This is a genomic window from Methylomonas sp. MED-D (genome assembly GCF_050276835.1).
In the GTDB taxonomy this organism is placed as follows: Bacteria; Pseudomonadota; Gammaproteobacteria; order Methylococcales; family Methylomonadaceae; genus Methylomonas; species Methylomonas koyamae_A.
The window spans coordinates 4,822,835-4,835,817 of record NZ_CP189965.1 but is presented as its reverse complement, the minus strand read 5'-3'; the positions used below and the strand labels follow the sequence as shown (position 1 = coordinate 4,835,817).

At 56.1% G+C, this 12,983-nt stretch carries 13 protein-coding genes; 2 read left to right on the top strand and 11 right to left on the bottom strand.

Annotated features, from left to right (window positions below; genetic code table 11):
• Positions 1-2: 2 nt before the first annotated feature.
• From mraY to ACQE3E_RS21490, 11 genes are all read right to left on the bottom strand, one after another.
• Positions 3-1,085: a phospho-N-acetylmuramoyl-pentapeptide-transferase gene (gene mraY, locus ACQE3E_RS21540; protein ID WP_064028490.1), complete on the bottom strand. Its 1,083-nt coding sequence runs from the start codon at positions 1,083-1,085 to the stop codon at positions 3-5.
• Complete coding sequence (locus ACQE3E_RS21535; RefSeq protein ID WP_313730335.1) at positions 1,085-2,449, bottom strand: UDP-N-acetylmuramoyl-tripeptide--D-alanyl-D-alanine ligase; 1,365 nt, start codon at positions 2,447-2,449, stop codon at positions 1,085-1,087. Before ACQE3E_RS21535 ends, mraY begins: the two co-directional genes overlap by 1 nt.
• Positions 2,446-3,906 carry a UDP-N-acetylmuramoyl-L-alanyl-D-glutamate--2,6-diaminopimelate ligase gene (locus ACQE3E_RS21530; RefSeq protein ID WP_168028364.1) on the bottom strand — a complete coding sequence of 487 codons (1,461 nt, stop codon included), beginning with the start codon at positions 3,904-3,906 and terminating at the stop codon, positions 2,446-2,448. Before ACQE3E_RS21530 ends, ACQE3E_RS21535 begins: the two co-directional genes overlap by 4 nt.
• Positions 3,903-5,627, bottom strand: a complete 1,725-nt coding sequence (locus ACQE3E_RS21525) for a peptidoglycan D,D-transpeptidase FtsI family protein (RefSeq protein WP_064028494.1) — start codon at positions 5,625-5,627, stop codon at positions 3,903-3,905. The genes ACQE3E_RS21530 and ACQE3E_RS21525 overlap by 4 nt, the downstream gene beginning before the upstream one ends.
• Entirely contained in the window at positions 5,628-5,900 is a 273-nt protein-coding gene (gene ftsL, locus ACQE3E_RS21520) for a cell division protein FtsL (RefSeq protein WP_064028496.1), read from the bottom strand.
• Positions 5,900-6,829 carry a 16S rRNA (cytosine(1402)-N(4))-methyltransferase RsmH gene (gene rsmH, locus ACQE3E_RS21515; RefSeq protein ID WP_281021667.1) on the bottom strand — a complete coding sequence of 310 codons (930 nt, stop codon included), beginning with the start codon at positions 6,827-6,829 and terminating at the stop codon, positions 5,900-5,902. The genes ftsL and rsmH overlap by 1 nt, the downstream gene beginning before the upstream one ends.
• A 5-nt stretch (positions 6,830-6,834) precedes the next feature.
• Complete coding sequence (gene mraZ, locus ACQE3E_RS21510; RefSeq protein ID WP_064028500.1) at positions 6,835-7,302, bottom strand: division/cell wall cluster transcriptional repressor MraZ; 468 nt, start codon at positions 7,300-7,302, stop codon at positions 6,835-6,837.
• Positions 7,303-7,598: 296 nt separating this feature from the next.
• Positions 7,599-8,597, bottom strand: a complete 999-nt coding sequence (locus ACQE3E_RS21505) for an NAD(P)H-dependent glycerol-3-phosphate dehydrogenase (protein WP_426992044.1) — start codon at positions 8,595-8,597, stop codon at positions 7,599-7,601.
• Positions 8,598-8,606: 9 nt separating this feature from the next.
• Entirely contained in the window at positions 8,607-9,080 is a 474-nt protein-coding gene (gene secB, locus ACQE3E_RS21500) for a protein-export chaperone SecB (RefSeq protein ID WP_064028504.1), read from the bottom strand.
• Positions 9,081-9,103: 23 nt separating this feature from the next.
• Positions 9,104-9,541: a rhodanese-like domain-containing protein gene (locus ACQE3E_RS21495; RefSeq protein ID WP_064028506.1), complete on the bottom strand. Its 438-nt coding sequence runs from the start codon at positions 9,539-9,541 to the stop codon at positions 9,104-9,106.
• 34 nt (positions 9,542-9,575) lie between these two features.
• A complete protein-coding gene (locus ACQE3E_RS21490) occupies positions 9,576-9,887 on the bottom strand; it encodes an ArsR/SmtB family transcription factor (protein ID WP_064028508.1) in 312 nt (103 codons plus the stop codon).
• A gap of 393 nt (positions 9,888-10,280) precedes the next feature.
• Here ACQE3E_RS21490 and ACQE3E_RS21485 point away from each other — a divergent pair, with 393 nt between their 5' ends.
• Both ACQE3E_RS21485 and ACQE3E_RS21480 read left to right on the top strand, forming a co-directional pair.
• The gene (locus ACQE3E_RS21485; protein ID WP_427501048.1) at positions 10,281-11,516 is read left to right on the top strand and encodes a murein hydrolase activator EnvC family protein; all 1,236 of its coding nucleotides are present in this window, start codon (positions 10,281-10,283) and stop codon (positions 11,514-11,516) included.
• Positions 11,517-11,555: 39 nt separating this feature from the next.
• On the top strand, positions 11,556-12,911 hold the full coding sequence (locus tag ACQE3E_RS21480; protein ID WP_071159051.1) for a S41 family peptidase: 1,356 nt from the start codon (positions 11,556-11,558) through the stop codon (positions 12,909-12,911).
• The last annotated feature ends 72 nt before the right edge of the window (positions 12,912-12,983 follow it).

Sequence of the window (12,983 nt, the reverse complement as noted above, 5' to 3'; positions counted from 1 at the left end):
GCTTATCTCAGTTTCAGGGTGGCCAGGCCGATCAGCACCAGGATGACCGATACGATCCAAAAGCGGACGATGATGCGGGGTTCCGGCCAGCCTTTCAGTTCGTAATGGTGATGAATGGGTGCCATCAGGAATACCCGTTTCTTGCGGGTTTTATAGGAGGCAACCTGGATGATGACCGACACGGTTTCGACGACGAAGATGCCGCCCATGATGACCAGCACGATTTCCTGACGCACCAAGACCGCCACGATGCCCAGCGCTGCACCTAGGGCCAGCGCGCCGACGTCGCCCATGAAGACCATGGCCGGATAGGCGTTAAACCACAAAAATCCCAGGCCCGAGCCGATCAGCGCCGCGCAAAATACCACCAATTCGCCGGAGCGGGGAATGTGCGGGATTTGCAGATATTGAGCGAAATTGGCGTGGCCGGACAAATAGGCGAAGATCGCCAGCGCGGCGGCGATCATCACGGTCGGCATGATGGCCAGGCCGTCCAGGCCGTCGGTTAAATTGACGGCATTGCTGGAGCCGACGATGACGAAATAAGTCAGCACCACGTAACTCCACCCCATGTCCAGCGTGACGTGTTTGAAAAACGGTACGATGAATTGGGTTTCGGCGGGGACTTGCGCGGTGTTGTACAAATAAATGCCGGCCGCCAGCGCGACCACCGATTGCCAGAAATACTTGGCCCTGGCGGACAAGCCGTCGCTGTTGCCGAGCAGCACTTTTTTATAATCGTCGATGAAGCCGATCACGCCGTGCGCCAAGGTCACCACCAATACTACCCAGACATAACGGTTGTTTAGGTCGGCGCACAGCAAGGTGCTGATCGCCACCGAAAACAAGATCATCGTGCCGCCCATCGTCGGCGTGCCGGATTTAGATAAATGGCTTTGCGGGCCGTCGTCGCGCACGCTTTGGCCGATTTTACGGCGAGTTAGTCTCTCGATCATCGCCGGACCGATCAAAAACGACATTGCCAACGCGGTCAACACGCCCAAAATCGCGCGGAAGGTCAGATAGTGTAAGACCCGGAAACCGCTGTCCAAACTGCTGAGGTAGTCTGCGAGTAAAAGTAACATTAGGCTGCTCTAAAGGGGTGGGTGAGCGCCGCCGCGACGTTTTCCATCTTCTGGGCCCGAGAACCTTTCACCAATACGGTTTCGGAACCGGCCAGCGCGGTCGTCAGCGCGTCGATTAATTGTTGTTGTGTGTCGAAATAATCGCCGCCGGCGCCGAACGCGGCGACGGTATGGCGAGTCAGTTCGCCGGTCGCGAACAGGCGCGTCACGCCCGCGGCTTTGATTAATTCGCCCATCTCGCGGTGGAGTCGCGGGCTTTCCGGCCCCAGTTCGCCGAAAGCGCCCAGCGCCAGCCATAGCGGCCGCTGCCGGACAGGTACCGCGTCTAGTGCGGCTTTCAACGAGGCTGGATTGGCGTTGTAAGTGTCGTCGATGACGATATTGCCCAGCTTTCCTTGCAAGGCCTGCATGCGGCCGGTCACGGGCCGCAGTTGTTCCAGGCCGCGCCGAATGTCGGCAAGCGGAATGCCGAATTGCAGGGCCACGGCGGAAGCGGCCAGCGCGTTTTTGACGTTATGGGCGCCGGCCAGCTTTAGGTGGATGGTCAGGCGCTCGGCGCCGGCGATCAGGTCGAAATGGGTGTCGAAGCCTGCCGGGTCCAACGCGGTTTCGATCCGTTCGGCGCGAATATCGGCGGCTGGCGTCAAGCCGAACGACACGGTCTTGCGCTGGCCGGCCAAGCTCAGCCAGTAGTCGTAGTAGGCGTCATCGCGATTTAAAACCGCGATGCCCGCCGCGCCTAGATTCTCGACGATTTCACCCTTGGTTCTGGCCACGCCGTCGGTATCGCCGAAACCTTCGATATGGGCGGGGCCGACGTTGGTGATGACGCTGACGTCGGCCTGGGCACGCCGGCTGGTGTAGGCAATTTCGCCGGGGTGGTTGGCGCCCATTTCGATGACGGCGTACCGGTGGGATTCACGTAATTTCAACAAGGTCAGCGGCACGCCGATGTCGTTGTTCAAATTGCCCTGGGTGGCCAGTGTTTCGCCTTGGGTGGCGAAGATGGCCGCGAGCATTTCCTTGACCGTGGTTTTACCGTTGCTGCCGGTGACGCCGGCTACCCGCACCGGTAATTGCCGGCGCCAGTGGCCGGCCAACTCGGCCAACGCCAAATGGCTGTCGGCGACGACGATTTGCGGCAGGCTCGATTCGACCGGGCGCTCGACCAACAATGCCGCCGCGCCGGCCGCTTCCGCATTGGCGGTGAAATCGTGACCGTCGAACTGGCGACCCTTGATCGCGATATATAAATCGCCGGGCTGTAAGGTACGGGTGTCGATGCCGATGCCGCTGATCGTTCGATCCGATCCGGTCAAGCTGCCGGCCACGGCCGCCGCGATGTCGATTAGGTTTAGGTTCACGGCGCCCTCCATTCGGCCAGCGCTTGGCGAACCACGGCCTGGTCGCTGAACGGCCATTTGACGCCGGCGATGTCCTGGTAGTCTTCGTGGCCTTTACCGGCCACGACGATGCAGTCGTCGGCTTGGGCTTGTTGAATGGTGGTGACGATGGCGGTGGCCCTGTCGTTGATTACGGTAATTTTTTGGCTTTCGCAGCCGCTTAAAATGTCTTTGATAATGTCGGCCGACGCTTCGTGGCGCGGGTTGTCGTCGGTAACGATGACCTGATCCGCCCAGGTTTCGGCGATACGCCCCATTTGCGGCCGTTTACCCTTGTCGCGATCGCCGCCGCAGCCGAACACGACTTTCAGTCGGCGAGCGCCCTTGACCGCGCGCAAGACTTTTTCCAAGGCGTCGGGGCTGTGCGCGTAATCGACGAATACCGTCGGCTTATCCTGGCCGCCGAAGCGTTCCATGCGGCCGGCAATCGCGCGTAAATCGGCCAGTTTGGCGACCGCGCTTGCAAACTCATGGCCGGTCGCCAGCAATACGCACAACACCGCCAACAGGTTTTCCAAGTTAAAATCGCCGGCGATGCCGGTCACGGCGCGTAGGCGTTGCTTTTGGTACACCGCGTCGAATGCGATGCCGTCGGCGTGGTACTCGATGTTTTCCGCGACCACGCCATGTGCGTCCGCCAGGGTTTTGCCGGATTTGCTGTAAGTCCAGTGCGTAGCGCTCGGCGCGATGCTCGCCAAAACTTCGGCGCTGCAGGCGTCGTCGAGGTTGACTACCGCGAATTGCAGCGTCGGCCATCCGAACAACTTCAACTTGGCTTGCAGGTAGTCGGCCATCGTGCCGTGGTAATCCAAGTGGTCGCGGCTTAAATTGGTAAACACCGCGCCGGCGAATGTCACGCCGTTGACTCGGCCTTGTTCCAGTCCGTGCGATGAGACTTCCATTGCCACCGCGCGTTTGTTTCGCCGCAGCAGTTCGGCCAACATTTGTTGCACCGCCAATGCGTCCGGCGTGGTGTTCGCGGTCGGCTGCAAATTATCGACCTCGCCCCAGCCCAACGTGCCGATCACACCGCAAGCTTCGAGCGCTTGGGCGATCAATTGGCTGCAAGTGGTCTTGCCGTTGGTGCCGGTCACGCCGATGACCGTCAAGCGGTCGGACGGCTTTTGGTAAAACCGTGCGGCGATGTCGCCCAGGCTCTCGCTCAATCCGGCGACCGCGACGGCGGTTATTCCGGGCGTAACGGCCGCTTGTTCCGGCCGGCCGGCCGGGTCGTAAATGATAGCAATAGCACCGTTAATCAGCGCTTGGCCGGCATGAGTCAGTCCGTGTTGGTTCGAGCCGTTCAGCGCGATGAAGGCGTCGCCGGGGCGAACTTGCCGGCTGTCCAAGGCCAGACCGGCGATGTCGATATCGTCGGTGGCGGTGGCGTAGCCTGAAAGTAGCTCGGTCAATTTCATCGTTTGCTCAACAGTAAATGCATGGTGTCGACGCCGTCCGGTTCGACCCCGTAAACCCGCAATGCGCCGGCCATCACCCGCGAAAACGCCGGGGCGGCGACCAAACCGCCGTAATATTGGCCGCTGGTCGGCTCGTCGACGACGATCGCGATGATGAAGCGCGGGTTGCTGGCCGGCGCCATGCCGACGAACACCGACAGGTATTTGTCTTCGGTATAGCCGCCGGCCATCGCTTTTTTGACGGTGCCGGTCTTGCCGGCAACGCGGTAACCTTCGACGCGAGCCTGGTAGGCGGTGCCTTCCTTGCTGATCACGTGTTCCAGCATGTCCCGAACTCGGCGGGCGGTTTCCGGTTTGAATACGCGTTGGGCGTCCGGGTCCTCGTCGCGCTTCAACAAGGTGACCGAATGCAGCACGCCGTCGTCGGCCAGCGCGGTATAGGCGCGGGCCAATTGCAATACCGAGGTCGAAACGCCGTAACCGAACGACAGCGTCGCCTGGTCGAATTCATGCCAATTCTGATAATCCAATAGCGTGCCGCTGGCTTCGCCCGGAAAACCGACGCCGGCCGAGGTGCCGAAGCCGAGTTTGCTGTAAATTCCCCAAAAATATTCCGGCGGCATCGTCATCGCGATCTGGGTGACCGCGATATTGCTGGATTTTTGCAATACATGAGTCAAATCCAATGTGCCGTAGTTATGCACGTCCTTGACGACGTTGCGGCCCAGGTGATAGGCACCGTGGGTTTCTATCATCACGTTCGGGCTGATATAGCCGCCGTCCAAAGCCGCCGCGACGACGAAAGGCTTGACCGTCGAGCCGGGCTCGAAACTGTCTACCATCGCCCGGTTGCGATAACGGTTGCTGCTCAGTTCCTTACGGTTGTTCGGGTTGAACGCCGGTTGGCTGACCGTGGCCAGCACGTCGCCGTTTTTGGCGTCCAACACGACCAGCGAGGCCGAATGCGCCTTGTTCTGAAGCATGGCGTTCTGCAATTCCCGATATGCCAGATACTGGATGCGCTCGTCTATGGTCAGGACCAAATCCCGGCCGGGTACCGCTTCTTCGATATTTTCGACATCCTTGATAATTTGGCCCTTGCCGTCCTTAATCACCCGTTTTTTGCCGGGCTGGCCGCGCAAGATATGTTCGTAGCCGTGCTCCATACCTTCCTGGCCGACATCGTCAATGTTGGTGAATCCCAACAAATGCCCCGAAACCGCGCCGGCCGGATAATAGCGCTTGAACTCGCGCTCGAAATACACGCCGGTAATATCGAGTTCCTTGACTTTTTCAGCCACATCCGGATTGATCTGCCGGCGGAGATACAAAAAGCGTTTGTTGGCGTCTTTCTCTTTTTTTAACTGCGCCCGTAATTCCTTTTCCGGATAGCCGAGGATTTTCGCCATCGGCGTCAGCTTGTCCTGTTCGGCGTCTTTCAATTGTCGCGGATTGACCCAGATCGATTGCACCGGCGTGCTGATCGCCAGCGGTTCGCCGTTTCGATCCTGAATTTGGCCGCGATAGGCCGGCACCGGTACGATGTCGATGTGCTGCATGTCGCCCTTGTCTTGCAGGAACTCCTTGTCCAGCACCTGCAAATACACGGCACGACCGATCAAGGCCGACATCGCCACCAGCATCAACGTCAACAACATGCGGCGTCGAATCACAAAATCTGAACTTTGCGGCAACCCGACCGCCCCCGTGGTAATACGCATTTACGGTTTTATGTAGATGATTTTGTCCTGCGCTGGCAACGTCAACATCAGCCTTTGCCGGGCCGCGATCTCCACTCGGTTTTCCTCGGTCAAGGTGGTCAATTCCAGTTGCAAGCGACCCCATTCCACTTCGTAATCGTCAAGTTCCTTTTCCTTTTTCTGAATTTCCATGAATAACAGTCGCGATTCGTACTTGCTGTAGATCACTGCTATCGCCGAGATCAGCAACATCGCCACTAACGCTGTCAGGAAAATATTTCGAGCGATAGCCATCAGCGTTTCTCCGCCACGCGCATTACCGCACTACGCGCGCGGGCGTTGGCTTGCAATTCGTCGTACTGGGCGCGGATCGCCTTGCCGATTTTGCGCAGTCGGCCTTGCTCAATATCGCGCTCCCGGACCGGTAATTTGCCTGGGTCGTGCTTCGCGCCGGCCTCGTCGCGGATAAAGTTCTTCACAATGCGGTCTTCCAGCGAATGAAACGAAATCACGACTAATCGCCCCTCAGGCGCCAACGCCTCCAACGCCAGCCGCAGGGCGGTGCGTAACTGTTCCAATTCCTGATTGATTTCTATCCTGATGGCCTGGAAACAGCGTGTGGCCGGGTGTTTGTGTTTGTCTCGGAACGGCACGTTGTCTTCGATTAGTTTGGCCAATTGCGCTGTCGTCGTCAGCGGGTGCGATTGCCGCTGGGTGACAATGGCCTTGGCTATTCTGCGCGAATAGCGTTCTTCGCCGTATTCGAAAAAAATTCTTGCCAGTTCCGATTCTTCTACCTTGGCCAGATATTCGGCGGCCGTCGGGCCGCGTTGCGAGTCCATGCGCATGTCCAACGGGCCGTCGCGGAGAAAACTGAAACCGCGTTCGGCCTTATCCAGTTGCGGCGAAGAAACGCCCAAATCCATCAAGATGCCGTCCAATTTGCCGTGACAGCCCGATTGCTCCGCCACGGCAGCCAGCTCCGAGAAGCAAGCGTGATGAAGGCTGAAGCGCGGATCCGCTTTCAGTTCGTCGGCGGTCGCGCTAACAATCGCATCGTAATCGCGGTCCGTGGCCAATAGTCGGCCGGATTCGCCAAGCCGGGTCAAGATACCGCGGCTGTGGCCGCCTCTCCCGAAGGTGCAGTCCAGGTAGACGCCGTTAGGTTTTATCCGGAGTTCCCGCAGGGCTTCTTCGTATAAAACAGTCTGGTGGCCGGACATCCCGGTCAGAACGACAAGGAGCCGAGTTCTTCAAGGCCCTCGGTGTCGTTGCCGTCCATCCACTCCTGTTCCTTGGCCTTCCAGGCTTCGTCGTTCCAGATCTCGAACTTGTTCAGTTGACCGACCAAAACAATATGTTTCTCCATGCCGGCAAACTCTCTGAGCTTTTCCGGCAGCAACAAGCGGCCCTGAGTATCCATTTCACATTCGGAAGCGTTGCCAATCACAAATCGGCGCAATTTGCCGGCCATCTTGTTAAGTGTCGGCAGCTTGCTGATGGTTTGTTCGAGTTTTTCCCACTCGGGAAGCGGGTACAGCCACAGGCAGCCCGGCTCGCCTATGCATTTGTCGTCGACGGCGACAGTCACAACCATTTGGCGGTCACAGCACTCTTGTAACTCCTCCCGGTACCGAGTAGGAATCGCAACGCGCCCTTTCGCATCCAAACTGATTGAACTAATGCCTCGAAACAAGATACGCCTCAAATTTCCAAAAAATTCCCTTTTAAACCACTTTATAGCACTTTTGTACCACTATAGTTTTCAACGGTGGGTTAGTCAAGAGGCATTTAGATTAAATTCTTTCTTTTTCTACAATGACTTAGACAGGATTGGCTGGGAAAAACCCCGAAATCCAGGGAAACGAGTGAAACTCGATTTTTATCAAAACCTTAACGGGAATTTGTTAGGCAACGCACAATCCGTGGGGCGTAATACCCCTGTTTTTAAAATGAATTGCGTATTGATGACCGGGAGGTCGGTGCGACAGGTCAATATTCCGACTTCGGATTACGACCCAGCAGATTTTGAACGGCTTGTAGCGGAGCGAGCTGATTGAACAATACGTTGTAAACCTGCTCGGTGATGGGCATTTCGACGAGATGTTTTTGTGCGAGAGTCTGGGTCAGGCGCGCGGCGGAGATACCTTCCACGGCCTGATTAATGTCGGCCAGCGCCTGACTTTGGCTCTTACCCTGTCCCAAGGCTAATCCGAAGCGGCGATTGCGCGACTGGTCGTCGGTGCAAGTTAGAATTAAATCGCCCAGACCGGCCAAACCCATGAAGGTATCCGGCTGGCCGCCCAAGCGAATGCCGAGGCGGATAATTTCGCTAAGGCCGCGGGTAATCAACGCGGAGCGCGTGTTCGCTCCAAAACCCAAGCCGTCGGCAATGCCGGCCGCTATCGCCAGGACATTTTTACACGCGCCGCCGACTTGCACGCCGACGATGTCGGTACTGGTATAAACTCTAAAGCGTTGATTGTGGAGAATTCCGGCCAGTTCGGCCGCGAAAGGTTCGGAAATCGATGCAACGGTGAGTGCGGTGGGTAGGTCGTCGGCGACTTCCCGAGCGAAGGTTGGGCCCGATAGTACCGCCGTCGCCGCGCCATGGCCCAGAACGTCGGCGGCAACATCGCTGAGTAACGCACCTTCCGCGCCGTCAAAGCCTTTAGTCGCCCAGGCAATTTTCGGCGACTCGTCTAGCATCGGCTTGATTGCGGTCAAAGTGTTCCGGAACGCGTGACTGGGAACCGATATCAGCAAAATGTCGCTGAATTCAACCGCCTGTTTCAGATTACTGGTGACGGCCAGGTTGGCCGGAAACGGTTTGTCCGGCAGATAGCGCCGGTTTTGCCGATCGGTATTTAGGTCGGCCACATGCCGTGGATTGTGAGCCCACAGCATGGTGGCGCTGCCGTTTCTGGCGGCTTGAATCGCCAGAGCCGTTCCCCATGAACCGGCACCGAATATGCTGATCGCGGGCGGCATTAAAACGGCTTAGTTTAAGGTTTTATCTTCAGGAGCTTGCTGAGCTTGAGCTTGTTGTAATTGCTGCATATACAGCGCGTCGAAATTGACCGGAGCCAGAATCAATTGTGGGAAGCCGCCCTTGCTGACCAAGTCGGAAATGACTTCTCGAGCGTAAGGGAACAAAATGTTGGGACAGAAGCTGCCTAGCATCGGCCCCATTTCCTGATCGGTGAATCCGGCGATCATGAAAATGCCCGACTGATTGACTTCAACTAAAAATGCGGTGGCCTCGCCCACTTTGACGGTAACCGTCAAGGTCAGCGACACTTCGTAAACCGAGGTGTCTATCGCGTTGACATGGGTGCCCAGGTTCAAGTCCAGCGTGGGTTCCCATTTCTGGGTAAAGATTTTCGGCGCGTTGGGGGTTTCAAAAGAAATGTCCTTGGTATAAATCTTTTGAATGACGAACTGCTTGTCGGTCTGGGCGTTGATTTCGGCCATGAGTTTCCCTTCGGTGTTGTGGGTTAGGATTGAGTTTTGCTAATTTTGACCGGCAGTTTATAGTCTTCCCAGGATTGCATTCCGCCGGTCATGTTAAATACTTGTTCGAAACCCGCCTTGGTCAGCGTCTTGCATGCCGCCGCCGAACGCGCGCCGGTTTGGCAGGTGACGATTACCGGGTGTTGTTTGTGTTTTTCCAGCGAGGCCAGCTTCTCCTCCAGTTTGCCTAATGGGATGTTAATGGCGTTCTCGATGTGGCTTTTGCCGAATTCGTTCAACTCCCGGACATCCACCACCACGCTGTTGGTATTGTCCATCTTGGTCACCGCAATCAGCGGGGAGATGCTTTCGAATTTATTGAACGAGTTGGAAATCAAATCCTGGATCAGCAAAAAAATGACGCAGACCAGCGAAAAGGCAAGCAAATAGTGGTTGGTGGCAAATTCGATATATTGGTCCATCGTTAAATTCTATTGAGGTTTCGGAAACTAAAATTCAAGTGCTGCAAAACACGCTGCGCATCATTTGGATCAGGTGTATTACGCGTTCGTCGTCGATAAAATAGTAAACGCGGTTTGCTTCCTTTTTGTAATCAAGGATGCCTTTATCCCGCAAAATGGCCAAATGCTGGGAAATGTTGCTCTGGCTGGTGCCGACCTGCTCCACAATATCCTGGACGCTAATTGAGTTGCTGCCCAACACGCAAAGAATTTTGAGGCGTAACGGGTGAGACATCGCTTTCAAGCAGCAGGCGGCGCGACTGATGTCCTGGTCGTCGTAGGAATTGCTGTGGTCTATTTCTTCCATTGATCCCGAAATGAGCTAAGAATTGGGCGGCGAGTCAGGTGCTTTCAAGCGATGACACCATCTCTGTGCTGTATAATGCCGAAGCACAAGCCTTTGGCCTATCGCCAGAAACCGCAGCAGTCAAAGGCGTGCAAATCTAACAGAGTGAGCCTTCGAATTCAATACCTTGGCTCATGGCTGCCAAAATATAGTCTTCGTGCAAATCCGTTAAATGGCGGCGCGATTTTTCGTTACAGATAAATGGTCCATGAATGGTGAAGTGTAAAACCGCGGGGATTTTGGCTTCCGGTTGGACGGCAAGGGGCGAGGATGGCGCCTAATATTCGGGAACATATGCCGAGCGCGCCTGTTTTGATGCGAGCGTCCTATCTTTTTCGGGTTATGGCCTGAACCATGCGTGTTTGCCTGCGTTTGTCGATTCTTCTGGCAGGATTGAGCTTGGCAATTCCGGTTTGTGCCGAGAATACCGATAGCCGAGATTTGGCCGAGATCCATGACAAGATTCAACACGTTGGCGGCGACGTACGCGAGCTGGAAGCGGAAAAAAGTCGATTGCTAGATCAACTGCAAAAACTGGAACGGCAATATGGCGAGGCTGCCAATGCGTTACGCACTATTCGCGTGGAGATCAAGGCGCATGAACAATCGCTGCAAGAGATACGAACCAAACTCGCCGACACTCAAAGAGATCTGCGTAGTCAGGAAAAAGGATTGGCGGGATTGATCCGTGCGGTCTACGCGATGGGCGGAGACAGTAAAGGCTTACAAGTCGTGCTGAACCAGCGTGACCCGGCTCTGTCTGGGAGGATGCGGGTGTATTCGGACTATATCGGCAAGGCGCGCTTACGGAAACTGCACGCGATCGAGGAGGATAGCCGGATTCTCGGGCAGTTAGAAGCGCGAAACGACACCGAATCCCAACTGCTGCGAGTCTCGCTCGAGAAGAAACAGGAGGAGGCCGAGTCCATGCGGACGCTGAAAGTCCAGCGCGAGCAATTATTGGCGAGCCTGGAAAAAGAACACGCCGAAAAGCGGCATTTATTGGATCGTTTAATCGGCGACGAGAAAAAATTACAGGCGTTGGTGGCATCGTTGCAAAAAACTGATGATAATGCCGAGAGAGTTGCCCCGCCAGCGCCGGAACCTCCGGCACCAAGCCCACTCAAACAGCCTGGAAAACCTCCGGAGCAGATTCGCTCCGTCAAGGAACCGGAGGCGGGGCGTCAACCCTTCCCGGAGTTGCAAGGTCGGTTGCCTTGGCCGGTGCAAGGCGCGGTCGTCGAGCATTTCGGGTCACGTCGGTACGAAACCACCTGGGATGGCGTGGTAATCAGTGCGCCCGAAGGCGCCGAAATTCGGGCAATTACCGCCGGCCGGGTTGTTTATGCCGATTGGCTGCGCGGTTACGGATTGATGATCATCATCGATCACGGGCACGGCTATTTAAGCTTGTACGCGTTCAACCAAAGTTTGCACAAGAGTGTTGGCGATCATGTCAAATCCGGCGAAGTCTTGGCTTCGGTTGGGCGCAGCGGCGGACGTTCTCAGGCGGCGTTGTATTTTGGGATCAGGAAGCAAGGCCGGCCCGTCGACCCAGCACAGTGGTGCCGGAAGCCAGCCAAGGGTTAATCTATTTACAGGAATCAGGTCGTTGGAGCTTTAATACAAATGTTAAATAACAGAAATCTTTTAATTTTACTGGTCGGCTTTATCTTAGGTTCGGCGATTAGCTTGTGCAGCAGCGTTTGGGCGGAAAAGCCCGCGCCGGCGGCGGCCAAGGCCGACGACCTGCAATCGTTGCCGTTCGACGAGTTGAGAACCTTCACCGAGATTTTCGGGCGGATTAAACAGGATTACGTCGAACCGGTATCCGATAAAAAGTTACTGGAGGATGCGATTCGCGGCATGTTGTCCGGCCTCGATCCGCATTCGGCTTATCTGGCCAGCGAGGAATATAAAGAGCTGCAAGAGGGCACGACCGGTCAATTCGGTGGGCTGGGCATCGAGGTCGGGATGGAGAACGGATTTGTCAAAGTGGTTTCGCCGATCGACGACACGCCGGCTCAAAAGGCCGGCATCAAGGCGGGCGATTTGATCGTTCGCTTGGATGACAAGCCGGTCAAGGGAATGACGTTGGCGGATGCCGTGAAAGTGATGCGCGGCGAACCGGGCACCGACATCGTGCTAACGGTCATCCGCGAAGGAGAGGAAGCACCGTTGAAATTTACGCTGACCCGCGACATCATTAAGGTTAAAAGCGTCAAAAACCGTTTGCTGGAGAAAAACTACGGCTACTTGCGGATCAGCAGTTTTCAATCGGGCACCGGCCAAGGCCTGCTGGACGCACTGGACGAATTGAAGAAAGAAAACGAAGGCCCGCTGAAAGGCTTGGTGTTGGATTTGCGCAATAACCCCGGCGGCGTGTTGAACGCCGCGGTCGATGTCAGCGATGCCTTTATAGAATCCGGTCTGATCGTCTATACCGAAGGCCGAATCAAGAATTCTGAAATGCGTTTTAATGCGACGCCGGATGACGTTATTAACGGCGCGCCCATCGTCGTGCTAATTAACGGCGGCTCGGCTTCGGCATCCGAAATTGTCGCAGGAGCGCTGCAAGACCATAAGCGCGCGATCATCATGGGTGAAAAATCGTTCGGCAAGGGTTCCGTGCAAACCATATTGCCTACCAGCAATGGCGCGGCGGTGAAGCTGACAACGGCCCGTTACTTCACGCCTTCGGGTCGATCCATCCAGGCGGAAGGTATCGAACCCGACGTCACGCTGGCCCGCTTCAAGCTGGAGGCGTTGGATAAGGCCAAATTGGAGTCGATCAAGGAGGCTGATTTGACCCACCATTTGACCAACGGGAATGCGAAACCGGATAAAAAAGCGGACGAGGACGATAAGGAAGACGCCAAGGACGTATTGCAAAAAGACGGTAGCGACACTGAAACCGAAGTGCGTGACTATCCGTTGCATGAGGCGCTGAATTTGCTGAAAGGCATCGCCATCATCAAGAAGTAGGCGGCTGCGTAGTCGCATAAAAAACCCGGCTGGCCGAGAGGTCGCCGGGTTTTTGTTTGTTTACGGCGCGGC